Genomic DNA, 22,670 nt, shown 5'->3' with positions numbered 1-22,670 from the left:
TGACTCGTACACGGCTCACACCGGGCTCCGGGAGCGTCGGTCGTCCTGGATAACTTACGCCACGGCGGCCGCATCCGCTCCGCTGATACAGAAGGTTCTTATGAACGCGACACTCACGCTCCCGGCAGGGGAGCAGCCCGACTTCGACTCCGGCGAGGTGTACTTCATCGGCAACGCCACGACGTTGATCCGGTTCGCGGGGTTCACGATTCTGACCGACCCCGCGTTTCTGCACAAGGGTGACCATCTCCACCTCGGGCACGGCATCTATGCCCGGCGCGAGATGGAGCCGGACTGCCAGGTCGCCGACCTGCCCCCGCTGGACCTGATCGTCCTGTCGCACTATCACGCCGACCACTTCGACCATGTCGCGGCTCGGGATCTTGACAAGGAGATCCCGGTCGTCAGCACGAAGCACGCGATCGAGGAGCTGCACCCGCTGGGCTTCACCAACGGCCACGCGCTCGACACCTGGGAGAGTCAGACGGTTCAGAGGGGTGACGCCCGGCTCGTGGTGACAGCCATGCCGGCCGAGCACACCAGCGACTTCGAGATGGCGGACATGCTCATGCCGGTCAACGGCAACCTGCTGGACTTCCACAACGGCGACCAGCGGCTGTTCCGGCTCTACATCAGCGGCGACACCATGCTGCACAACCGGCTGCACGACATCCCCCGCCACTACCCCGACATCGACCTGGGGATGTTCCACAGCGGTGGGACCACGCTGTTCCTGACCACGGTGACCATGACCGGGGCCCAGGCGGTCCGCTGTGCGGAGATCGTCAGGCCGCACACCGCGATCCCGATCCACTACAACGACTTCTCGGTGTTCCACTCCGGGCTCGACGACTTCAAGGAGGCCGCCGCCGCCTCCTCGACGCCCGTCAAGTTCCACTATCTGGCACACGGCGACCGCTACAAGTTCCCGGCGACGCGGTAGCCCCTCGGACGCGCGGGAAGCGGGTGGCCCTACCGGAGGATTCTCCGCCTGGAACCAGCCCGGCTCCCACTCCGCTGTGCCTCGGCCGGCCGTCCGGGTCTGCGGGGGGCACGGCTGTGTGCGGGGCTCCGCTCCGGCCGGTCGTCGCCGATGCCATGCGGGGTGGGGTGCTCCCGTGGGCGTGGGTGCCAGGTGGGAGTGGCCAGGTCGATGATCGGTCAGCTGCTGTTCTTCATGAAGAAGTCCCAGATGACCGGTGGTGCGTCGAGGTCATGCGTTGTCGGGCCGAGTTGGCTTGGGGCTTCGAAGACGTGGTTGGGGACGACGTGGCCGCCGTTGTCGACGGTGTACTGCGTAACGGGGGGCTTGCCGGGCCGTGCGTAGCTTCTGACGGAGACCGAGGTGGATCCGGAATCGGCATGGTGGGGGAGCTTGGTTTCCTGTGGTGTCGCGGTGTTGTCGTTGAGCTCGGCGAAGTGGGCCGCGGTGTCGGGGGAGGACAGCACCTTGCCGTAGGAGGTGCCGGTCACGACGACGTCGCCACCGTTGTACGGGTCGAGCGGGTCCTTGGTGCCGGTGATCATGAGCATGGGCATCGGGCTCTTGATCGCCGGGCAGATGTTGTTGCCCGGCGCCGGGAAGTTCGCCGCGACCGGTGAGATCGCCTTGATCTGGCCGGGCATCGCCGAGGCCAGCCGGTAGGTCATGTGGCCGCCGTTGGAGTAGCCCATGGCGAAGATCCGGTTCGGGTCGATGTCGTTGGAGGCGCGGTACTTGTCGATGATCGCGCGGACGAATCCCACGTCGTCGATGTCCTCGGTGCGGGCGGGGTACTTGGCGTCCTTGCGGCAGTCGTTCCAGTGCCGTCCGTATCCGTTGGGGTAGACGACGACGAACTTGTTGGAGTCGGCGAGCTTGTCGAACTCGTATCCGGTGTAGGCCCGCATGAGCTCGCCGTTCATGCCTGTGCCGTGGAAGGCCAGCAGCAGCGGGGCGTTCTTCGGCACATCCTTGGGGACGAAGGCGACGTAGGAGCGGGTCATGCCGCCGACCTTCACCGTGAGATTCTGGACCGGCGCGCTCAACCGAGGAGCCTGGGGCGGGTTCGGGCCCAGCAGTTCCCTGTCGAGTTTGGCGTCGTCGGCGGAGGTGCCCGTCGGGCTGGGCTGAGCCGCGAACATCGCCGCTGGGGCACCACTGGAGCAAGCCGCCGCACCGATCGACAGCCCCACGACGGCGACTGCCAGCTTGGACGCTCTCATTTCCTCGCCTCCCCTGCCCGGACATGTTGCCCATGGCGATCCCCGCCTTGCGGTCACCCCAAATCGCACGTTCCGCAAACGGTCTTCCAGAAGACGGCACAAACACCAGATCAACGATCGGAGTGCGAGGGCGGCCACCGCATCGGCGAGTTGCTCACCGCCGAAGAGTCGCACGCCTGGCCGGCTGATCTGCCAGGCAGCCGCCCGGTGCGGGCAACATAGAGCGCTGCTGAAGGCACTGCCGGTGCCTACGACTCTTCGGCGTCGGCGATGGTGCGGATGGATTCCCCGCGCGCGGGGCGGGCGAGGATGGCGGCGCGTTTGTCGTCGTCGACCACGGGCCCGCGGCCGCCTGGCCGGCCGCGGCGGCGGGCCGCCTCCAGGCCGTTCTATCTGGAAGCCGCCGCTGGAGTCCTTCTCCTGCGAGTACGCCCGCTCCGGGATCGACGTCAAGCACGACTGAGGGCTGTCGATGCAGGTCTCCGAGCGTGAGGCGCTGGCGGACATGCTGGCCACCTGCTGGTCGCACAGGCGCGAACGAGCCCGCCCTCCATGGCGGGAGGCGAGCTCCTTGCACCTGGATGTCGATGGCCAGGGTCTTGCCGTCCGGGCGGAAGGCCACCGACGAGACGGAGCCGTTGCCGCTGGTGAGGTCCTGGTCGTCGCGGGTACGTTGCAGGGCCTGGTAAAGGCGCTCGGCAGCGACCTCGAACACGGCGAAGTGGCCGGGGTCGCCGTACTCGTGGGTCCGTACTTCGGTGGGCGCCAGCGGCCGTCAACCCTGCTTCCACGCTGGAGCATGGGTTGGGTGAAGAACGGGGTGGCCAGCCGGCGCGGCGACGGCGTCGACGCGGGGGCGGGCGTAACGTTCCAGGGACCGGACGGAGGCGTGCAGGGATCGGGCAAGCAGAGTGTGGGCGTGTTGGTGCCGTCCTCTGCTTGGTGGGTGAGCGCGGAGTGCCGGAGCTGGTGCAGCGTCCAGCCGCCGCGCAGTTCGAGTTCGGCTGCGTCGATGATGCCGGGGTGGGCCAGGGGCCGGGTGAGCGTCTCGAACAGCTCGGCGGCGCGCCGGTAGGACAGCCGCCCGCGTGCGGTGATCTTGCATACGTCTGTGGTCGGGGTGCGGGCGGGCGCTTTGCGGTCGGTGAGGAGGACCGGGCCTCGAGTGCGGCCCCCGAGCAGGCGGGGCAGCAGCTGGGCGGTGCCCGATTGCCAGTGCACCCCGTGGCGAGCTGATCGCGGGACAGGGCCTGGGTCCGGTCGGGCGGAGCGGGCCGTCGTTCGATGCCTGCGATGGGGTTGGCTGCGAGCCGGCCGCGAGCGCGCCACCAGCCGATGGCGGCCTTCATGATCGACAACTCGCGGTTGACGGTGTCGGCGTCCACCAGGCGGGCTCGCTCGACGAAAGCCGCGGCGAGGAGATCAGCGGTCGCCGGATCGGCGAGAGCCGCGAACCAGACCATGGGCGCCTGGGCGCCGCGGCGGTCCTTGCCGAGGGGTGGTTGCTGTCCGCAGGCGAGCCAGGCCCAGGTGGTCAACGAGGTGCGGTAGATCCGCTGGGATGACTCACCGATCCCGGTAAATCCGGCATTTACTGCGGCAGTCATTCGGCAAGGCAAAGATCTGCCTCGGCGTAGTAGGGGTGCGGTCGGGCTGGGGCGATGGACCACTTCGGGTGTCACTGGGCAAGGCCTTTACGGCGATCCTTAGGCTCCTTTAATATCTGGAACCCTAAAGTGCTAGCAGGCTAGATAAATGGAGAAGCCGGTGATCGAGTTCCACCTGGACAGCAGGTCGGGTGTTTCGCCGTACCTGCAGCTGGTCCAGCAAGTACGGCAGGCGCTGCGGCTCGGCGTGCTGCGCGAGGGCGACCAGCTGCCGACCGTCAAGGAGGTCGTGGCCCATCTGGCGATCAACGCCAACACCGTCCTGAAGGCCTACCGCGAACTGGAGCACGAGGGCCTGGTCGCCGCCCGGCCGGGAGTGGGGACGTTCGTGACGGCGACGCTCACCAACGCCTCGCTGGCCGCGCACGGCCCGCTCCGGCTGGAACTGCGGCGCTGGCTGGCCAAGGCCCGCCGGGCCGGACTCGACGACGAAAGCATCGAGGCCCTCTTCATGACCACCTTTCGGACCACCTCTCAGGAGGACATAGCGTGAACGCGGTCCTGCAGGCCCAGGGACTGGGCAGGAAATACGGCAAGCGCTGGGCGCTGCGCGAGTGCACCATCGACATCCCGGCAGGGCACGTCGTCGGGCTGGTGGGGCCCAACGGAGCCGGCAAGACCACGCTGCTGAAGCTGGCCAGCGGCCAGCTGGAGCCGACGGCGGGCGGCATCACCGTGCTCGGCGGCCGTCCCGCCGGCGGTCCGGCGCAGCTGGCCAAGGTCGGCTTCGTGGCCCAGGACACCCCCACCTACGCCGGGCTCAGCATCGCCGAGCACCTGCGGCTGGGCGCGCGGCTCAACCCCCGCTGGGACGCCACCATGGCGCGCGAACGAATCGCGCGACTCGGTCTCGATCCCGCCCACCGGGCGGGCAAGCTGTCGGGCGGCCAGCGCGCCCAGCTCGCCCTCACCCTGGGCCTGGCCAAGCGGCCCGAGCTGCTGATCCTGGACGAGCCGGTCGCCTCGCTCGACCCGCTGGCCCGCCGCGAGTTCCTGCAGGGCCTGATGGAGGCGACCGTCGAGCACGAGTTCAGCGTGCTGCTCTCCTCTCACCTGGTCTCCGACCTGGAACGCGTGTGCGACTACCTGATCGTGCTCGTCGACTCCCGCGTCCAGGTGTCCGGGGAGACCGACAAGCTGCTGGCCACCCATCACCGGCTCACCGGCCCGCGCCGCGATCCCGACCGGCTCCCTGCCGACCAGCACGTGATCTCCGCCAGCCACACCGACCGCCAGAGCACGTACGTGATCCGCACCGACGCCCCCATCCACGACCCCGCCTGGACGGTCACCCAGCTCAGCCTGGAAGACATCGTCCTGGCCTACATGGACAAGCGCACCGCCGAGAACCGGCGAGTCGCCCTGGAGGTGCAGCGATGATCTGGCTGACCTGGCGCCAGCTGCGCGGCTCGGCCGCGATGATGGCCGCCGTACTCGTCATTCTCGCCGTCGCCCTGGCTCTGACCGGCCCGGACCTGGCCGCCAGATACTCCGCTGGGATCGCCGCCTGTACCCCGGCCAACACCTGCGACCGCTTCTACGACCAATTCTTCGGCGGCCACGAGTTCTCCTTCATGGCCGTCAGCCTTGTCGTGCTGCTCCTGCCCGCCCTCGTCGGGCTCTTCTGGGGAGCCCCGTTGATCACCCGCGAGCTGGAGGCGGGCACGCACCTGATGGTGTGGAACCAGAGCATCACCCGCGGCCGCTGGCTGGCGGTCAAGCTCGCCCTCACCGGCCTGGTCGCCGTGGCCGCCGCCGGCCTGTGCGGCCTCATGGTGACCTGGTGGTCCGACCCTCTGGACAAAGTAGCCGCTGAAGACTTGGCCCTGATGGCTCCCCTGGTGTTCGGCGCGCGCGGCCTCGCCCCGCTGGGGTACGCGGCCTTCACCTTCGTCCTTGGCATCACCGTGGGCATGCTGGTACGCCGCACGCTGCCCGCCATGGCCCTCACCCTGGCCGCCTTCGCCGCGATCCAGCTCGCCATGCCGCTGCTGGTCCGGCCCCACCTGATGCCCCCGATCACCTCTACCTTCGAGCTCGGCAGAACGAACGTGGACGGCCTCAACATCCCCCGGGACGGAGGCGCGCCCCCGCGGCTCTCCCTGAATCCGGCCGTCCCCGGCCACCTGGGCTCCTGGATCCTGTCCAACGACCTGCTCGACCCATCCGGACGCCTGATCCCCACCAGCGGCGAGGGAGCCGCCATCAAGATCTCCACGACATCGGGCCCCTGCGCACCGTCAGCAGGCCCCGGGGACGGCTGCCTAGTCGAGATCAACCGGCTCGGCTACCGGCAGCAGGCGACCTACCAGCCCCTTGAGCGCTTCTGGCCCTTCCAGTGGATCGAGACCGGGATCTACGCCCTGCTCACCCTCGGCCTGACATGGTTGTCCTTCTGGTGGATCCGCAGGCGCCTGTCATGACCGTCATCAGGACCGCGACCGCCGGGCTCGCCCTCCTCCTGGCGGCGGCCTGCACAGCCCCGGCGCCGCCGCGCAGCCAGACGAACACGGCAGCCGGTACGGTCTGCGCAGCGCCCCAGGCACCTCCCGGGGCGGAGACGGCCACCACGATCGACGTCATCGAGCAGGCCTACTTCTGCATCCTCGGCACCTACTACAGCGGCGCTACGCTGGACGCCCGCTCGCTGCTGAGCGCCGGATTCATCGCCCTGACCCAAGAGCTCAACCGCAATGGACGCGATCTGCCCGAGGCCACCATGCCGGCGCTGACCGGTGACCGCAAAGCCGACTGGGCCGCCTTCGAGGCCGTCTATCGCAGGATCACCGATCAGGTCCCCGACCTGCGCGACAAGCTGGCCGTCGCCACCCTTGAGGCCATCGTGGCCGGCCTCGGCGACAATCACGCCCACTGGGCGCACGACCTAGGGGGGCGGCACCCCGACTCCTACGACGGCGACGGCTACGGCCTGGGTCTCCAGGCGAACGTCAACGGCCCGCAGGTGGAGGGCAACCCCGGCGTCGCGCTGGCCCCGCTGTTCGTCACCGAAGTGCAGGGCGGCGCGGCGCAGGCCGCCGGACTGCGCCCGGGCGACATCATCGAATCGATCAACGGCTCCGCGCCCTTCATCGAGGGGAAGGCCACGCCCGCGATCGAGGCCCTCAACCCGCAATATCCGCAGGCGCGTCCGGTCCGGCTGCGGCTCCTGCGGCAGAGCACCGGCCGCCGCTGGAGCGTGACGCTCAAGCCCGGCCTCTACCAGCGGGATCTGACCACCCTGCAAGTGGTGCAGTCGAAGCTGCTGGACGACAACATCGCCTATGTGCGGCTGCGCGGGTTCGCTCCCGACTCCGCGACCAGGGTGTTCAAGGCGATCTCCAGGCTGCGCACCGGCCGGACCCTCACCGGCGTCGTGCTGGACCTGCGCGGCAACGGCGGCGGCAGCCCCAGGGAGGCGATCCGGCTGGTGAGCGCGTTCGCCCACGGCAAGGTCACCGCCTACCAGTGCACGGTGGAGGGCAGGTGCGAGACTTCGTGGACCGACGACACCGTCGAGCTGCTCAACCTGCCGCTGATGGTGCTCACCGACCGCAGCTGCGCCTCGGCGTGCGAGCACTTCAGCTCCGCGGTCAAGGACCTGGGGATCGGCCGGCTGGTCGGCACCAGGACCGCCGGCGTCATCTCCGGCCCGGCGCAGTCGTACCTGCTCGGCAACAACACCACGCTGGGCTTCCCCGCCAGGCACCACCTGGGGCCCAACCGCGAGGTGATCGACCGGATCGGCGTGCCGCCCGACCACCACGTGCCCCTGACCCCGCGGGACGCGGCCGCCGGGCGCGACCCCGCCCTGGCCAAGGCCCTGACCCTGCTGCTGCACAAGTGAGGACCGCTCGATGAGACACCTCCTGGCCGTCGCCGCGGGACTGGCCGTCCTGGCCGCATCGGCCTGCTCCGCACCCGCGCCGCCCCGCTCCGCCGCCCCGTCGCCCACGCCGACCGGGCCGGCCACCCTGCCGGCGCCCACCGGCGACCAGCCGGTGGGAACCACCGCCCTGTATCTGAAGGACGCCTCCCGCCCCGATCCGTGGAACCTCGACGTCGACGCCAGGGAGCTCAAGGTCACCCTGTGGTATCCGACCAAGCAGCGGGACGGGCAGCGGGCGCCGTACATGACGCCGAAGGAATCGGAGCTCACCCTGAAGAGCTTGGGGATCACGGGCGTGCCGGACGACACGCTGAGCAAGACGCGCACGAACGCCATCAAAGACGCCGAACCCGCGGGACGGAAGCTTCCGCTGGTGGTGCTGTCCCCCGGCTTCACCAAGCCGATGAGCACGCTCACGTCCCTGGCCGAGGACCTGGCCAGCCGCGGGTACGTCGTGGCCGGCATCGACCACACCTACGAAAGCTACGCCACTACCCTGTCCGACGGCCGGGTCGCCGAATGCCTCGCCTGCGACAGTGACGCCGACCCGGGCTTCGGCACGGGAGTGGTTCAGGGCCGGGCGGCCGACGTCTCCTTCGTGCTCGACCAGTTGCCATCGCAGTGGGACGGTTCCGACCGGATCGACCGCTCCAGGATCGCGATGGCCGGCCAGTCGATCGGCGGGGCCGGCGCCATGGCGGCCATGGTGAAGGACTCCCGGGTGCGCGCCGGGATCGACATGGACGGCACCACCTACGCCCGCATCCCCAAGAGCGGATTCTCCCGGCCGTTCATGTTCCTGGGCTCGCCGCAGCACATCCCCGGAGGCCGAGACACCTCCTGGGACCGCGACTGGAAGCTGCTGACCGGGTGGAAGCGCTGGATCGTGCTGTCGGGCGCCGAACACCAGTCCTTCACCGACGGCCCGCTGCTGGTGGGCGCCCTCGGCATCAAGCCCGCGTACGGGATTCTGCCCGCGGCGCGCGCCGCCGAGCTCACCCGCACCTACGTGGCAGCCTTCCTCGACCAGCACCTGAAATCCCAACGGCAACCCCTCATGGACAAGCCGTCATCACGCTACCCCGAGGTCAAATTCTGCCCCGAGGCCTGCGGTCAGTCATGAATCCCCGCGCGCCGTGGAGCAACCGGGGGATGCCGACCGCAACCCCGCCCCGCAGCGCCGACGACCGACGCCCCGGACGATATCGAACATACATGCGACAAACGATGGAGATCGACATGGATGGCATCCCCGGTCAGAGGCGCTCGCGCAGGAACATCATGGCGGCCGTCGCCCTAGCCGCAGTCGCATTGGCCGCCGCGGCCTGCGGAGGTGACGAGGAACCCGGCCGGACCGAGGCGTCCAGGGCGCCGCAGGGCGATGCAGTGGCCTTCGCCAAGTGCATGCGCGAGAACGGCGTGCCGTCGTTCCCCGACCCCGGCGCAGACGGCTCCTTCGCAAAGAACGACAAAGACAAATCCAACACCCCGGAGTTCACGAAGGCCGAGGAAGCCTGCAAGCACTACCTGTCGCAGAGCATCTCGAGTATGACCCCCAGCAAGACCGGCGGCAGTTGAGCGTGATCCGCCGGACGGTCACGCTGTGGCCGAAGGTGGGGTGCCGTTATCCGATGTGTCATGGGCCGCCAAACCTCGAAGATCCCTTGCCTGACCTGCCGAAGCGCCTGGCGCGGATCTATGGGTATGGAACGTCCGCCGCTTGGCATGGATGAACTCATCGAGCACTGGACTGTGCTGGGCGATGAGATCGGGCTGGTCAGTGCGAAGCAGGAGGGCACTCGTCCGGCCTTCGCGCTGTTGCTGAAGTACTTCACGGAGCACGGTCGGTTCCCGCGTGGGCGGGCGGAGTTCCCTGACGAGGTGGTCGACTACGTCGCGAAGCAGACCAAGACGTCGGCCAGCAGCTTGGGCAGGCAGCGGTCGAGAAGCTCGTGCTGGCACGACTGCACCCACCGCTCCGTGATCGAGTTCGTCCGCGGCATCCGAATACATGTGAGCGCCGTCGTGATGCCGCCTTCGGCGAGGACCTCGTTCATGAGCACCGGAAACTCGATGACGGCCAGGATGTACTGGCGCTGCCCGTCCAAGGTGATGGTTTCGATGAAATCACAGGCCGGCAGGGCGTCGGCTTGCGAGCGCAGGAGTCGGTCCGCGTGGTGGACGCCCGCTCGGGCGCCGGATCAAGCTCTGCCTGCTTGAGGATCTCCCACACTGTGGACGGCACGACCTTGATACCGAGTGTGGCGAGCTCACCATGCACCCGCCGGTAGCCCCAGCCGGGGTTCTCCCGAACCGGACGCAGGATGAGCGCACGGATCAGCGGACCGTGGGTGGGCGGCCAGGCCGCTTCGGCCGACAGGTACGAGCGTGACGACGTCTCATCAGATCGCGATGCCGGCGCAAGACGGTGTCCGGGCGGACGAGCGACCGCAGCCGGCGGAGGACCTCACGCGGCAGGGGGTCAGGAGCGCGGCAAGGAAAGTCCGCATCCCATGGTTGAAACCCGGCGATGGGCCACCGCACGCCGCTCTGACAAGTGATGTGCATCTTCCGGGTTGGCCTTTGCACGCCCTCGGAAACGGTGACTCCATGGCCGCTCAGGATTCCCATCTCTCGTCCACCGGATTCGACCATGTCGTCGCGGTGACGCAGGACAGCGTCAACGGCACCCTGTCGGCTACGAGCTCATCACCAAGGCGGCGCCGTCCCCGGACGACGCCGCCACGACCGCGCTGATCTACGCGCCGGACTTCGCGACCATCCAGCAGCTCCGCGATGGCTCCACACCCGCCCCACAAGCGGTGGCAGAGAGCATCTTCCGACCGCCGGCCGAGGAGAACCCGGACATCGAGGTCTTCCCCATGCTCAACGGGCCCGCGTACCTGGTCCACGTGACCCCCGACGTCGCCGGTCAGCTCCACGAGGCGAAGGACCCGAAGGGGTGGGACATCACCAACCAGGTCCTTAGGAATCTCATGACCGTGAAGGCCGTCACGCTGACCGCCAAGGACTCGACCGCTCAGAAGCTGTGGGACCCGGTGTTCCCCTCCAACGACGGCGACGACACCTCCTGGGCCGTCGCCGTCTTCGCCGCCACAGTGTTCAACCTCGCGCACGGCTCGATGTCGGCCGCGGCACGCAGCCTAACGGTCGGGGGCTGACGTCATGCGCGTGCGTGACCTGGCCGAGCGGACGCCGGACAGCCGCGAGCGCAGCGTCGACATGTGGCGCGCGCTGGCCATCTGCCTGGTGGTCCTCGGACACTGGTTCGTCGTCGCCGTGACCTACCGGGACGGGCGGTTGGGCGGGTACAACGCGCTGGACGTGCTCGGCTGGCTGGACCTGATCACCTGGCTGTTCCAGGTGATGCCGATCTTCTTCCTGGTCGGCGGCTACGCCGGCGGCGCCTCGATGGCCTCGCACCGCGCCTCCGGCGGCGACGGCGTCAGCTGGGTGCTGCGGCGGACCGACCGGCTGCTCCGGCCGACGACCGCGCTGTGCCTGGTGCTGGCGCTGGCCTCCCTGGTCGCGGTGGCGGCCGGAGTGAACAGGCAGCTGCTCGGTCACGCGGCGTGGCTCGCCTCCATTCCGCTGTGGTTCCTGCTGGCCTTCCTCACCCTGGTCGTGCTCACCCCGGTGCTGTACGCGCTGCATCGCCGCGCCGGGCTCGTCGTCCCGCTGGTGATGCTGGTCATCGTGGCCGTCGCCGACCTGCTGCGGCTCCTGCACGTGCCGATCGTCGGGCAGATCACCTATCTGTTCGCCTGGCTGGCGGTCTACCAGCTCGGCTTCTGCTGGCGAGACGGGCTCCTGCGGATGAGCCGCGGGCGGGCGATCGCGGTCGCGGTGGGCGGGCTGGTCGCCCTGATCGGGCTGACCGTGGTGGGCCCGTACCCGATCGGCATGGTCGGTCAGAACACCGCGCCACCGACCCTGGCGCTGATGGCGCTCGCCGCCACGCAGGTCGGCGTGGTGCTGGCCCTTCAGTCCGCGGCAGGCCGATGGCTGCGCCGGATCGGCCCGTGGAGTGCGGTCATCGCGGTCAACGCGGTGATTCTGACCCTGTTCCTGTGGCACATGACGGCGGCGGCGATCGCGGCGGCGGTGCTGTACCCCACCGGGATGATGCCGCAGCCTCCGCTGCCCTCCGCGGCGTGGCTGCTGTGGCGGGTGCCCTGGATCGTGGCCTGCGCCCTCGTCCTGGCCGTCCTGGTCGCCGTCTTCGCGCGCATCGAGCTGCGCCGGTCGCGGCTGCCTGCCGTCGAGCGCAGTCTGTGGCGCGACGGCGCCACTGTGCTCGGGATGGCCGCGGTGCTGGCCGGGCTGCTCCTCATCGCTCTGGCCGGTCCCGGCCACCAGAGCCCAACCGGCCTTCCCTGGGCCGGAGTGCTCGCGTACCTGTGCGGTGCCGCCGTGCTGCGCGTGACACGAACTAATGGCGGGTGGGGCCTGGGTAGAGGGGGGAGCGCGTGAGGCCGTCGTTCGTGCGGTAACGGCCGGGGAACGAGGCTGGTGACCCCACGGTGACGGTGAACTCCTGCCCATCATGTTCAACTGCGCGTCGATCAGCAGCTGCTTGCGATTGCCCGGCCCCCAGACCGATTCCTCCTCCGGCGAGGACTCCGGCCGGCCCTCGGGCAGCTCGATACCGCGAGAGGCGAGGAAGTCGCGGACGCCCGCCTGACGCGGCTTGCCGTCCACATGGGCGGCATGGTCGCCTTGATCGTCGAAAGGCGCGCCCTCGGAGCCCTGCCGCTCGTACCAGGCGCGGAGGAACGCGTCGAACATCTCCTTCCAGGCCGCCGCGTGCACCGCGCGGGTGGTCGTCAGCACGCCGTCGAGGTCGAACAGGACGGCGTCGAAGTCCTGGAGCGGGATCGAGGGCCGGACCACCGCGCTCAGCCCTGCTCGGCCCAGTCGCCCAGCGACCAGTCCCGCACCTCCGGCATGTCCTGCAGGTGCTCGACCACGTACTGCTGATGGCGGTGGAGCTGATCCTCGCACCAGGCCTTCAGCTCGCTCGCCCCGGCCGGGGTCCGCCGCGCGGCGTTCAGCGCGTCGATCACCAGGTGGTACCGGGACGCCCTGTTCCGCACCACCATGTCGAACGGGGTCGTCGTCGTGCCCTCGTCCACGAACCCCCGCACATGGAACCGGTCCGCGTCCGGCCTGCCGTGCACCAGCTGGTGGATCGCGCCCGGGTAGCCGTGGAAGGCGAACAGCACGTCCACGTGATCGGTGAACAGCTCCCGGAACAGGATGTCGTCCATGCCGTTCGGGTGGACCGTGCTGGGCGGCAACGCCATCAGATTGACGACGTTGACCACTCGGGTGGCGAAGTGCGGCAGCCGCTCGCGCAGGATGTTCGCCGCCGCGACGGTCTCCATGGTGACCACGTCCCCGGCGCACGCAAGCACGATGTCGGGTTCCGACCGCCCGTCCTCGGTGCCCGCCCAGGGCCATGCCCCGGCCCCCCCGGGTGCAGTGAGCCACCGCTTCGTCCATGGTCAGCCACTGCAGCTGCGGCTGTTTGTCGATGACGACGAGGTTCACCTGCGACCGCGACCGCATGCAATGGTCGGCCACCGACAGCAGCGTGTTCGCGTCCGGCGGCAGGTAGACCCGGCTGATCGTGCCGCGGTGGGTGATCACGTTCTGGATCAGGCCGGGCCCCTGGTGGCTGAAACCGTTGTGGTCCTGGCGCCAGGCGGTCGAGGTCAGCAGCATGTTCAGGCTCGGCACCGGAGCCCGCCACGCCAGATGGCGCGCCTCCTGCAGCCACTTCTCGTGCTGCACGGTCTGCGAGGCCGACACCATGGCGAACACCTCATACGTGGCGAACCAGCCGTGCCGGCCCGTCAGCGTGTACCCCTCGAGCCAGCCGTGGCAGGCGTGCTCCGAGAGCACCTCCATCACCCGGCCGTCCCGCGATATCGCGACGTCCTCCTCGGTCACGCGCTCCGCGAACGCCCGGTCGGACGCCTCGAACACCGCCCCGAGCCGGTTGCTGTTGGTCTCGTCGGGGCAGAAGAGCCGGAACCGGTCCGGGTTGCGCCGGTAGACGTCGCGCATGAGCTCGCCGAGCTTGCGGGTCGACTCGGCCTGGTCCCGGCCAGGCGCCTTCACCGGCACCGCGTAGTCGCGGAAGTCGGGCAGGTCCAGGTCGACGGTGAGCAGGCCCCCGTTGGCGTGCGGGTTGCCGCTCATCCGCAGCTCGTCCTGGGGGTTGATCGCCTGCATCAGCGGCCGGGGCGCGCCGCGCTCGTCGAAAAGCTCTTCCGGCCGGTACGAGCGCAGCCAGCCCTCAAGGATTCGCAGGTGCTCCTCGTTGCCCTTGACTCCGGCCAGCGGCACCTGGTGGGAGCGCCAGGTGCCTTCCATCTGTACGCCGTCCACCACGTCCGGCCCGGTCCACCCCTTGGGCGTCCTCAGCACGATCATCGGCCACCGAGGCCGGGTGCCGTCCCAGTCGCCGCCGCGGGCCGCCGCCTGGATCGCCTTGATCGACGCCCACGCCCGCGCCAGCGCGGCGGCGAACCGGTGGTGCATGCCGGGCAGGTCGTCACCCTCGACCTCGATCACGTCATACCCGTGCCCGGTCAGCAGGGACCGGACCTCGTCCCTGTCCTTGCGGGCCAGCAGGGTCGGCCCGGCGATCTTCGCGCCGTTCAGGTGGAGGACCGGTAGCACCGACCCGTCGCGGGCCGGGTTCAGGAACGAGATCCCGTTCCACGACCCTTCCAGCGGAGCGGTCTCCGCCTCCCCGTCGCCGACCACCGCCAGGGCGATGAGGTCAGGGTTGTCCATCACCGCGCCGAACGCGTGCAGCAGCACGTAGCCGAGTTCCCCGCCCTCGTGGATCGAGCCCGGGGTCGGCACCGACGCGTGGCTGGGGATCCCCCCGGGCGCGGAGAACTGGCGGAACAGCCGCAGTAGCCCCTGCTCGTCCATGGTGATGTGCGGGTAGGTCTCGGTGTACGTGCCCTCCAGGTAGCTCGCCGCGACCAGCGTCGGGCCGCCGTGCCCGGGGCCGGCCAGATAGATCATCTGCTGCCCGGTGTGCTGGATCAGCCGGGACGCGTGCGCGTACACCAGGGCCAGGCCGGGGCTGGTGCCCCAGTGCCCGAGCAGCCGCGGCTTGATGTGCTCGTCGGCCAGGGGCTCGCGTAGCAACGGGTTGGCCATCAGGTAGATCTGGCCGACGGTCAGGTAGTTGTTGGCGCGCCACCACGCGTCGACCGCGGCGACGTCGTCGTCAGTGGGATGGGCGAGCCGGTTCACCAGGTGGTTATGCCCCGGCCATCCTGGTCAATGCCACGTTTGTCCTTTCTGACCTGGGGAAACAGGCTGATGACCGTCCTGTTCTTGCGCGGGGGAGATGGACGATGCGTGTTCTCGCGGCCCCGGTCACCGTCGATTCCGACGCCCAGCTCGCCGATGTGGTGTTCGCCGAGGACCGGGTGAACGGCGATCGGGTTCTGTTCCGGCGCCGTTCGGGTGACGGCTGGCGTCCGGTGACGAGCAGGCGGTTCGCGGCCGACGTCCGCGCCCTGGCGGCCGGCTTCATGGCCGCCGGGATCCAGCCCGGCGATCGGGTCGCGCTGCTGGCCGCCACCCGCTACGAGTGGACGCTGGTGGACTACGCCCTGTGGACGGTGGGGGCGCTGCCCGTCCCGATCTATGAGACCTCCTCGGCCGAGCAGGTCGCCTGGGTGCTGGAGGACGCCGACCCGGTCGCGGTGGTGGTCGAGACCGAGGCGCATCGCCGGCTGGTCGAGAGCGCGCCCGGGTCTCCGCGGATCTGGCAGATCGACGGCGGCGGGCTGGACCGCCTCCGCGCGGGCGGCGCGGACGTGAACGACGCTCAGCTGCTCGAACGCCGCCGGGCGGTGTCGGCCGACGACCTGGCGACGATCATTTACACCTCGGGCACCACCGGCCGCCCGAAGGGCTGCATGCTGACGCACCGCAACCTGCTGCACGAGGCCCGCGCCGCGATCGACAGCCTGGAGCAGATCTTCGGCAAAGACGCCTCGACCCTGCTGTTCCTGCCGCTGGCGCACGTGTTCGCGCGGGTGATCCAGGTGGCCTGCGTGCAGCGCGGCGTGGGCTTGGCGCACAGCGCCGACCGTTCTCGGCTGACCGAGGATCTGGACGTGTTGAAACCGACGTTCCTCCTGGCGGCGCCCAGGGTGTTCGAGCGGGTCTACCTCGGTGCCCAGCAGAAGGCCCAGAAGGAGGGCAAGAAGAAGATCTTCGACTGGGCCGACCGGACCGCCGTCGCCTACAGCCAGGCGCTGGAGGACGGGGGGCCAGGCCTGCGCCTGCGCCTGGCGCACCGCCTGGCCGACCGGCTGGTCTACCGGCGGCTACGGGGCGCGCTCGGCGGGCGGGTCGGCTACGCCATCTCCGGCGGAGCGCCGCTGGGCGTCCGGCTTGGCCACTTCTTCCGCGGCATCGGCGTCACCGTGCTGGAAGGGTACGGACTGACCGAGACCAGCGCGGCCGCGACCGTGAACCTGCCCGACGAGCAGAAGATCGGCACGGTGGGGCCGCCCCTGCCGGGAGTCGAGATCCGGATCGACGACGACGGCGAGATCCTGATCAAGGGCCCGGTCGTGTTCCAGGGCTACTGGCGCAACGAGCAGAAGACCAGGGAGACCATGACCCCCGACGGCTGGCTGCGTACCGGCGACCTCGGGGTAGTGGACGAGGATGGGTTCCTCACGATCTCGGGTCGCATGAAGGAGATCATCGTCACCGCCGGCGGTAAGAACCTCGCTCCGGAGCCGCTCGAGGATCGCCTGCGCACCCACCCGCTCATCAACCAGGCGGTGGTCGTCGGCGACCGGCGGCCGTACACCGCCGCGCTGATCACCCTGGACGCCGAGGCGCTGGCGTCTTGGCAGCAGGCCACCGGCCGGACCTCGGAGGTCGAGCCTCATGAGGACCCGGAGCTGCTGGCCGAGCTGCAGAAGGCCGTGGACGAGGCCAACAAGGCGGTGAGCCGGGCCGAGTCGGTGCGTAGATTCCGGATCCTGCGCATCGACCTGACCGAACAGAACGGCTACCTGACCCCCACACTCAAGGTCAAGCGTTCCCTGGTCCAGAAGGACTTCGCGGACGACATCGAGGAGCTGTACCGCTGAACGGTCCACGATCGCAGCTGGACCGGCTGGTCGAGGCCACGCCGGCGTCCCGCGACCGGGTCGTCGACGCCGCCCGCGCCCTGTGCATCGTGGTCGTCACCCTCTGGCACTGGACCTTGTCGGTCACCCACCGCACCCCCGATGGCAGCATGGGCATGCCCAACCCGATCCACACCGTGCCGGGCGGCTGGCTGGCCACCTGGGTGCTACAGATCATGCCGGTGTTCTTCCTGGTCGGCGGGTACGCCAACCTGGTCGGCTGGGAGCGGGCCCGGTCACGCGGGACGTCCGCCGGCGAGTTCGTCCGCCTCCGGCTGCGTCGGCTGCTGTGGCCGACCGCCGTCTGGGCCATGATCTGGCTGGCCGGTGAGCTGATCGCCGCCGTCCTGCCCGGCCCGCACCGGTGGATGTGGGAGTGGTTTCCCGGCTACCTGACGCCGTTGTGGTTCCTTGGCGTGTACGGCGCGCTGATCGCCACGGTGCCGATCACCGCCGGTCTGCACCTCCGCTACGGAGCCTGGGTCCTGGCGTCGCTCGTGCTGCTGATCGTCCTGGGCAGTGTGGCGTACCGGGGAGCCGGCCTGGGCTGGGCGGGCTGGGCGACCGCCGCGGTGGTGTGGCTGTTCTGCCACCAGCTCGGCTACGCCTGGCGCGGCTGGGACCTGGGGCATCGGCCGCTCGCGCAACGGCTGGCGATCGCCGGGGCGGGGCTGGCGGGGCTGGTCGGACTGACGTGGGGAGCCGGCTATCCCCTCTCCATGGTGGGCACCATCGGCGGTGAATCCAACCTCTTCCCGACCAACGCCACCATCGCCGTCCTGGCCGTCTTCCAGCTCGGGCTGCTGACCCTGATCACGCCGCCCGCCGAGCGCCTGCTGCGCCGGCCGGGCGCCTGGAAGCCGGTGGTGGCACTCAATGTGGTCGCGCTGACCATCTTTCTCTGGCACATGACCGCATACCTGGTGGTGGTGTGGGCCTATGAAGGACTGGGCGGCACTCTGCCGGCGCTGCCGACCGCCGGGTGGTGGAGGCAGCGCTGGCTCTGGCTCCTGGCCCCATCGGCCGTGCTCGGCGTGCTGGTCATGCTGTTCGCCCGCGTGGAGCTGGCGGCCCGTCGGCCCCGCAGGTGATGCAGGACACCTCCCGCCGACAGCGCCCGACGCGCCGTTCGCGCCTCGGCCACCCTCGCCAACCCCTTCGCACGCTGCTCCGCCGTCATCGCCGGCAGGTGCATCAGGCACCGCTCCTGTAGGGATCGGCTGGTCGGCGATTCCCTTCAGACATCACGACGTGGCCGCCTTGGCCGGGCACGCCCTGTCACCGGCACCCGCCAAGGCTGTGCCTCTAGTTCAGAAGAACGTGCCCCGCACGGGAATCACCCCGCCGGACGCCACGCCCTCCGAGCAGGCGCGCAGCATCTGCCCAGTGATGTCGTCCTGTTCGCCGGCCGGCCGGCCCGGCGGCAGCACCAGCAAGACCATCTGGCGGCGGGCCTTGGCCGCCTTCCTCCACTCGACATCCACACCGCCGGTAGTGGCGTCGGCGCGCCACCACGCTGCCGTCCCGCGGCGGGTGAGCTCGGCGACGCGGCCGCGCTCCATCCGCACCTGCCACCCCGTGATCTCATCGATGGCGCCGCGCGTCAGGTCGACCGGCCGCAGGCCCATCGACAACATGTCGGCCACGTGCCCCGGCGTGCCGTAGGAGTGGAACGCGCCCGGCTGGATGACCAGCAACGGAAAGATCGCGTCGCGGTGCCGGACAGAGCCGGAGGTGCCCCGGTCCGGCTCGCTCCCGGCATCGGTCATCCGTGGCGCAGGATCGCCGCCCCAGGTGGGCAGGCCCGCCCGGAGGCGGGCCGCGTTCAGCTGCGAGCGGCACCGAGGTCGCCTGGACGGCACGGTCACGGCGCGCGTGCTGGTCGATCGTGAACCGGACCGGGGTCAGGACGAAGACGACGCCCTCGCCGATGAGCTTGGCAAGCTCGCCCTCGACGACGACCTCGACGACGACCTCGACGACGACCTCGCCGACGGCCTCGCTCCGCTGGTATCCCGGATTCGGCGGCTCAGATCACCTGCCGGTCGAACTTGTGGCCCGCCCTCTTCCCGCCCTTGCCGCCAGAGGGCTTCGAGCGTTGCCGCGCCTGTTATCACTCGGCGCACAGGGCGGTGTCCAGGGCGGCGTTGACCTGGTCGGCGGCGGGTTTGGTGTAGGGCATCGCGGTGACGGCGACGGTGGCCGCGCGTCCGTCCTCGGTGGCGCCGTTGCGAACCTCGTAGCCGGAGATGTCGCCGCCATGGGCCCAGGCGTGGCCGCCGCAGCTCAGTTCGATCTTCATCAGGCCGAGCCCGTAGCTCCAGCCTTTCGGGAATCCGGGCGCGGCGATGGTCTGCTTCATCTGCCGCAGCAGGTCGGGCTTGAGGAGCCGGCCGTCGAGCAGTGCGCCCAGGAAGCGGTTGACGTCGCGGGGAGTGCTGATCATCTGTCCGGCCGCCCATGCCCAGGACGGGTCCAGCTGTGTGACCTCGGCTAGTTCGGCGCCCGGCTCGTTGGTCTTGGCCCGGTAGCCCTTGGGGTGGGGGCCGCGGATGTCCTGCTCGCCGACGCCTGGCCAGTAGGTGTCGCGCAGCCGGAGTGGAGTGATGATCCGGTTGGCGATCTCCTCGCCGAGGGGCCGGCCGGTGATCTTCTGCACCAGCAGGCCGAGCACGATGTATCCGGTGTTGCTGTAGGCCCAGCCGGTGCCGGGGGCGAAGGCGGGCTGACTGGTCAGGCCCACGTCGAGCACGTCGCGGGGTTCGAAGTAGCGGTGGCGGGCCTGGGTCCACGATGGCCAGGAGCCGAGCAGATCGTGTTCGTAGTCGGGCAGGCCGGCGGTGTGCTGGAGCGCCTGGCGGACGGTGAAGCGGCGGCCGTCGTTGCCGTTGGCGCGGATCAGGCCGGGCAGATAGGTCTCGACCGGGGCGTCGAGGTCGATCTTGCCCTCTCCGGCCAGTTGCAGGACGACCGTGGCGAGGAAGGTCTTGGTGGTGCTGCCGATGCGTACCTTCCCGTTGCGGGGGACCTTCGCCCGGGTGGCCAGGTCCGCCACGCCTGCGGTGTAGTCGCGCACGCGCCCGCCGCGGTCCCGCGTTGAGGCCAGAGTGCCCGGGAAGCCGCCGGTGCCGACCAGGTCTTCCAGAGCCGTCTGTACGGCGTCGGGCGGGCGGGCCCGCGCGCCGGCCTCGGCGGCGGCCGGGGCGGCGGCCAGGCCCAGGGCGCTGAGGGCGACGGCGGCCGCGGTGGCCGGGGCCAGGGCGCGGCGCCACCGGGGGGTGGCCGGCGGGGGCGTGAGGGCGGCTCTGGTGGGGTGGGACGGCGACATCGGTTCTCCGTGGTGACGGTGTGGTGTGACGGGAGGGGGTGAGGAACCTGCGATCGGGATGTGCAGGGCTGGTGGGGAAGAGATGGCGGCTGCGCCTGCTCTTGGGGAACGTCTCCCGGGCACGGGCTGACGGCGGGCGCGGGACGTGGCCCTGAGCCCGTGTCGCCGCAAGATCCTGCTCGTGCTGACGGCTGCCCGCAGGTTCCTCCGCCCTGGATGCCGTCGCACGCGCACCTGCCCTACCCCGAGGTCGAACCCTCGGGGCAGGGGCGATCTCAGGCGCAGAAGGCGGCGTCGATCGCCTTCTCGAAGGGAGCCTGGTCGGTTTGCGGCTGCTTCTCGTTGACCGACAGGGCCAGCGTGGTGCGGCCGTCGGGGGTGGTGTAGGCGGCGGTGAGGTAGCCGGGGATGCCTCCGGTGTGGCCGATGATCTGCTTGCCGCAGCTGGTGGACTGCACCCTCAGGCCCAGGCCGTACGCGCCGATCTGGGAGTTGACGAACAGGCCCTTCTTCATCTCGGTGAGTTGGGCGGGCTTGAGGACCTTGCCGGTGGCCAGGCTGTGGAGGAAGGTCGTCAGGTCCTTGGTGGTGGTGATCATCGCGCCGCCGGCGCTGGCGATGCTCGGGTTGAGTCGGCTGATGTCGACGTATTGGCCGGTGCTCTTCTTGATGTAGCCGTGGGCGTGCGGCCCGGGGATGGAGGTGGAGTAGGTGGGAGCGGAGGTGTCGCGCAGGCCCAGCGGCTTGATGATGCGCTTGGTGACCTCGCTCTGCCAGCTGTTGCCGGTCACCGCCTTGATCAGCATCCCGGCCACCAGATAGCCGGTGTTGGAGTAGGAAAAGCGCGTGCCGGGCTCGAAGTTCAGCGGCTTGGCCAGCGCGGCCGCCACCAGCTGCTCGTCGGTGAACCGGGTGAAGCGCAGCTTCAGGTACGGCTCGCCGACGGTGGGAAACTCCGGCATGTCGGTGTAGCTGGGGATCCCGGCGGTGTGCTGCAGGATCATCCGCACCGTGATGTCGTTCTCGCGTGGCAGCAGCCCGGGCAGGTAGGTGGCGATGGGCTCGTCCAACTTGATGCGTCCCTCGCCGGCCAGGTGCAGCACGGTGGCCGCGGTGAAGACCTTGGTGGCGCTGCCCATGCGGAACAGCCCGTCAGCCGGGACGGGGCGGCTGCCGCCGATCCGGGCGGCCCCGGCGCGCAGCACGCGCTGGTTGCCGGCCTCGGTGAGCCTGGCCTGCACTCCTGCCACGTTGCCGGTATCCACCAGTGCGTCCATCGCCTTCTGCAGCGAGGCGGTTGTGCTCGGCGTCGTGGCCTGGGCGGCGTGCGCCGGGACGGTGGCAAGGACTGTGCCGGCGGTGGCGGCGGCGAGAGCGAGGGCGAGGGCGAGGGTCTTGGACGTGATGCGCATGAAGTGACTTCTCCCGAATGGTGATGCAGCGCCGTATCGGCGCTGGTCATCACGTTATGGGCGGCGATCACAGTAAACGATCCCGCCAGCTGCCCAATGCTCACTGGCATGGACGGCTACATCCTGGTAGGGCCTACCCCACCAGCCCGCGCCGCGCGCCAGGGCGGGCAGCGACGATGGGCGGGCAGGACCTCCAGCAACCCCCTGGCGGCCCTCGGCGTCGTCGCCTACAGGACGCGGCCGCTTACCGTGTCCTGCTCGGCCCTGGTCGTGGGCGTGGCCAGGATTCAGCTATTCCGCGGCTTTTGTGAGCGTCCCGGTGCGCCTGGCGGTCGAGACGGCCGGACGGAGGGCCGGGTCGGATCCACTCGACGGAGGTGGGAGTCAGCGCCCCATATGGAGTTGGTCCGCAGGCGGTGTCTTGCGCCAGGGCTCGGATCGCTCGTGGGAGGCGCAGATCGCCCTGCGTGACGTCCGCGGCCTGGACCCCGGCGAGCGATGAAGCCGGCCATGCGACGTCGTCGACCGCGAGCCACGGCGCGACCGCCAGGGCCGTGGGCGTGAGCCCGGCGAACGTCGCGACCTCGCGGTGAAGGTGGGACTGGTCGACGTAGCCGTTCTCGGCGGCTACGCGGGAGGCGGCGTGACCCGCCGCGAGAAGGTGGGCGGCGTGGTGGAAGCGCACCAGCCGGGCGGCGCGTCCGGGGGTGATACCGAGCTGGGACCGGAAGCGGGACCACAGGCGCTTGCGGCTCCAGCCGACCTCGTCCGGCAGGCCGTCGACCCGCACCCGGCCCCGGGTGGACAGCGTCCGCCGCCAGGCGCGGGCGACCTGGAGGTCGACCCGCGGGTGGTCGCCCAGCCGCCGGCCCAGGATGTCCACCGCCATCGTCAAGCGTTCGTCCCGCGACGTGGCGGTGTGCAGCCTAGCCTTGTCCGCCCACGCCCGGTCAGACGGCATTC

General features: G+C 70.0%; 19 protein-coding genes and 1 pseudogene. 13 read left to right on the top strand and 7 right to left on the bottom strand.

What is annotated here, in order from left to right:
* The first annotated feature begins 100 nt into the window (after positions 1–100).
* Positions 101–943, top strand: a complete 843-nt coding sequence (locus ACIA8R_RS08740) for an MBL fold metallo-hydrolase (protein ID WP_397037454.1) — start codon at positions 101–103, stop codon at positions 941–943.
* Positions 944–1,161: 218 nt separating this feature from the next.
* Here the strand turns inward: ACIA8R_RS08740 and ACIA8R_RS08735 are convergent, their stop codons facing one another.
* A complete protein-coding gene (locus tag ACIA8R_RS08735) occupies positions 1,162–2,205 on the bottom strand; it encodes an alpha/beta hydrolase family esterase (RefSeq protein WP_397037452.1) in 1,044 nt (347 codons plus the stop codon).
* A 571-nt stretch (positions 2,206–2,776) separates the two neighbouring features.
* Here ACIA8R_RS08735 and ACIA8R_RS08730 point away from each other — a divergent pair.
* From ACIA8R_RS08730 to ACIA8R_RS08685, 10 genes are all read left to right on the top strand, one after another.
* Positions 2,777–3,280, top strand: coding sequence for a hypothetical protein (locus tag ACIA8R_RS08730; protein WP_397037450.1), 504 nt, complete (start codon positions 2,777–2,779; stop codon positions 3,278–3,280).
* Between the two features lie 680 nt (positions 3,281–3,960).
* Positions 3,961–4,365 carry a GntR family transcriptional regulator gene (locus ACIA8R_RS08725; protein ID WP_397037448.1) on the top strand — a complete coding sequence of 135 codons (405 nt, stop codon included), beginning with the start codon at positions 3,961–3,963 and terminating at the stop codon, positions 4,363–4,365.
* Positions 4,362–5,252, top strand: coding sequence for an ABC transporter ATP-binding protein (locus ACIA8R_RS08720; protein ID WP_397037446.1), 891 nt, complete (start codon positions 4,362–4,364; stop codon positions 5,250–5,252). Before ACIA8R_RS08725 ends, ACIA8R_RS08720 begins: the two co-directional genes overlap by 4 nt.
* A complete protein-coding gene (locus ACIA8R_RS08715) occupies positions 5,249–6,295 on the top strand; it encodes an ABC transporter permease (RefSeq protein WP_397037444.1) in 1,047 nt (348 codons plus the stop codon). Before ACIA8R_RS08720 ends, ACIA8R_RS08715 begins: the two co-directional genes overlap by 4 nt.
* On the top strand, positions 6,292–7,716 hold the full coding sequence (locus tag ACIA8R_RS08710) for a S41 family peptidase (RefSeq protein WP_397037442.1): 1,425 nt from the start codon (positions 6,292–6,294) through the stop codon (positions 7,714–7,716). Before ACIA8R_RS08715 ends, ACIA8R_RS08710 begins: the two co-directional genes overlap by 4 nt.
* Before the next feature lie 10 nt (positions 7,717–7,726).
* Positions 7,727–8,881, top strand: coding sequence for an alpha/beta hydrolase family protein (locus ACIA8R_RS08705; RefSeq protein ID WP_397037440.1), 1,155 nt, complete (start codon positions 7,727–7,729; stop codon positions 8,879–8,881).
* A gap of 104 nt (positions 8,882–8,985) precedes the next feature.
* A complete protein-coding gene (locus tag ACIA8R_RS08700) occupies positions 8,986–9,336 on the top strand; it encodes a hypothetical protein (RefSeq protein WP_397037438.1) in 351 nt (116 codons plus the stop codon).
* 147 nt (positions 9,337–9,483) lie between these two features.
* A complete protein-coding gene (locus ACIA8R_RS08695) occupies positions 9,484–9,978 on the top strand; it encodes a DUF4158 domain-containing protein (protein WP_397037436.1) in 495 nt (164 codons plus the stop codon).
* 602 nt (positions 9,979–10,580) lie between these two features.
* On the top strand, positions 10,581–10,940 hold the full coding sequence (locus ACIA8R_RS08690; protein ID WP_397037434.1) for a hypothetical protein: 360 nt from the start codon (positions 10,581–10,583) through the stop codon (positions 10,938–10,940).
* 4 nt (positions 10,941–10,944) lie between these two features.
* Entirely contained in the window at positions 10,945–12,252 is a 1,308-nt protein-coding gene (locus tag ACIA8R_RS08685; protein WP_397037432.1) for an acyltransferase, read from the top strand.
* A 425-nt stretch (positions 12,253–12,677) separates the two neighbouring features.
* Here the strand turns inward: ACIA8R_RS08685 and ACIA8R_RS08680 are convergent, their stop codons facing one another.
* Together ACIA8R_RS08680 and ACIA8R_RS08675 are read right to left on the bottom strand one after the other, a co-directional pair.
* Positions 12,678–13,196, bottom strand: coding sequence for a hypothetical protein (locus ACIA8R_RS08680; protein ID WP_397037430.1), 519 nt, complete (start codon positions 13,194–13,196; stop codon positions 12,678–12,680).
* A 115-nt stretch (positions 13,197–13,311) separates the two neighbouring features.
* A pseudogene (locus ACIA8R_RS08675) lies at positions 13,312–15,060 on the bottom strand (phosphoketolase); the annotation flags it as partial.
* Between the two features lie 104 nt (positions 15,061–15,164).
* Here ACIA8R_RS08675 and ACIA8R_RS08670 point away from each other — a divergent pair.
* Together ACIA8R_RS08670 and ACIA8R_RS08665 are read left to right on the top strand one after the other, a co-directional pair.
* The gene (locus ACIA8R_RS08670; protein WP_397037428.1) at positions 15,165–16,928 is read left to right on the top strand and encodes an AMP-dependent synthetase/ligase; all 1,764 of its coding nucleotides are present in this window, start codon (positions 15,165–15,167) and stop codon (positions 16,926–16,928) included.
* Between the two features lie 17 nt (positions 16,929–16,945).
* On the top strand, positions 16,946–18,058 hold the full coding sequence (locus ACIA8R_RS08665) for an acyltransferase (protein WP_397038022.1): 1,113 nt from the start codon (positions 16,946–16,948) through the stop codon (positions 18,056–18,058).
* A 219-nt stretch (positions 18,059–18,277) separates the two neighbouring features.
* Here ACIA8R_RS08665 and ACIA8R_RS08660 read toward each other — a convergent pair whose 3' ends face one another.
* The 4 genes from ACIA8R_RS08660 to ACIA8R_RS08645 all read right to left on the bottom strand — a co-directional run bounded on the left by ACIA8R_RS08660 (position 18,278) and on the right by ACIA8R_RS08645 (position 22,596).
* Positions 18,278–18,736, bottom strand: coding sequence for a hypothetical protein (locus ACIA8R_RS08660; RefSeq protein WP_397037426.1), 459 nt, complete (start codon positions 18,734–18,736; stop codon positions 18,278–18,280).
* A gap of 344 nt (positions 18,737–19,080) precedes the next feature.
* A complete protein-coding gene (locus ACIA8R_RS08655; RefSeq protein WP_397037424.1) occupies positions 19,081–20,295 on the bottom strand; it encodes a serine hydrolase domain-containing protein in 1,215 nt (404 codons plus the stop codon).
* Between the two features lie 275 nt (positions 20,296–20,570).
* Positions 20,571–21,707 (bottom strand): serine hydrolase domain-containing protein, encoded by a 1,137-nt coding sequence (locus ACIA8R_RS08650; RefSeq protein ID WP_397037422.1) that lies wholly within the window; start codon positions 21,705–21,707, stop codon positions 20,571–20,573.
* 244 nt (positions 21,708–21,951) lie between these two features.
* On the bottom strand, positions 21,952–22,596 hold the full coding sequence (locus ACIA8R_RS08645; protein ID WP_397038020.1) for a helix-turn-helix domain-containing protein: 645 nt from the start codon (positions 22,594–22,596) through the stop codon (positions 21,952–21,954).
* Positions 22,597–22,670: the final 74 nt, after the last annotated feature.

It is taken from the genome of Nonomuraea sp. NPDC051191 (genome assembly GCF_044455665.1).
In the GTDB taxonomy this organism is placed as follows: domain Bacteria; phylum Actinomycetota; class Actinomycetes; order Streptosporangiales; family Streptosporangiaceae; genus Nonomuraea.
The sequence above is the reverse complement of the archived record's forward strand: the minus strand, read 5'-3'. Positions and strand labels throughout refer to the sequence as shown.

Coding starts and splice junctions, on each gene's coding strand:
- ACIA8R_RS08660 (WP_397037426.1), bottom strand. CDS start 18,736: ATGACCGATGCCGGGAGCGAGCCGGACCGGGGCACCTCCGGCTCTGTC.
- ACIA8R_RS08670 (WP_397037428.1), top strand. CDS start 15,165: ATGCGTGTTCTCGCGGCCCCGGTCACCGTCGATTCCGACGCCCAGCTC.
- ACIA8R_RS08735 (WP_397037452.1), bottom strand. CDS start 2,205: ATGAGAGCGTCCAAGCTGGCAGTCGCCGTCGTGGGGCTGTCGATCGGT.
- ACIA8R_RS08700 (WP_397037438.1), top strand. CDS start 8,986: ATGGAGATCGACATGGATGGCATCCCCGGTCAGAGGCGCTCGCGCAGG.
- ACIA8R_RS08650 (WP_397037422.1), bottom strand. CDS start 21,707: ATGCGCATCACGTCCAAGACCCTCGCCCTCGCCCTCGCTCTCGCCGCC.
- ACIA8R_RS08740 (WP_397037454.1), top strand. CDS start 101: ATGAACGCGACACTCACGCTCCCGGCAGGGGAGCAGCCCGACTTCGAC.
- ACIA8R_RS08685 (WP_397037432.1), top strand. CDS start 10,945: ATGCGCGTGCGTGACCTGGCCGAGCGGACGCCGGACAGCCGCGAGCGC.
- ACIA8R_RS08725 (WP_397037448.1), top strand. CDS start 3,961: ATGGAGAAGCCGGTGATCGAGTTCCACCTGGACAGCAGGTCGGGTGTT.
- ACIA8R_RS08695 (WP_397037436.1), top strand. CDS start 9,484: ATGGATGAACTCATCGAGCACTGGACTGTGCTGGGCGATGAGATCGGG.
- ACIA8R_RS08715 (WP_397037444.1), top strand. CDS start 5,249: ATGATCTGGCTGACCTGGCGCCAGCTGCGCGGCTCGGCCGCGATGATG.
- ACIA8R_RS08710 (WP_397037442.1), top strand. CDS start 6,292: ATGACCGTCATCAGGACCGCGACCGCCGGGCTCGCCCTCCTCCTGGCG.
- ACIA8R_RS08705 (WP_397037440.1), top strand. CDS start 7,727: ATGAGACACCTCCTGGCCGTCGCCGCGGGACTGGCCGTCCTGGCCGCA.
- ACIA8R_RS08645 (WP_397038020.1), bottom strand. CDS start 22,596: ATGGCGGTGGACATCCTGGGCCGGCGGCTGGGCGACCACCCGCGGGTC.
- ACIA8R_RS08655 (WP_397037424.1), bottom strand. CDS start 20,295: ATGTCGCCGTCCCACCCCACCAGAGCCGCCCTCACGCCCCCGCCGGCC.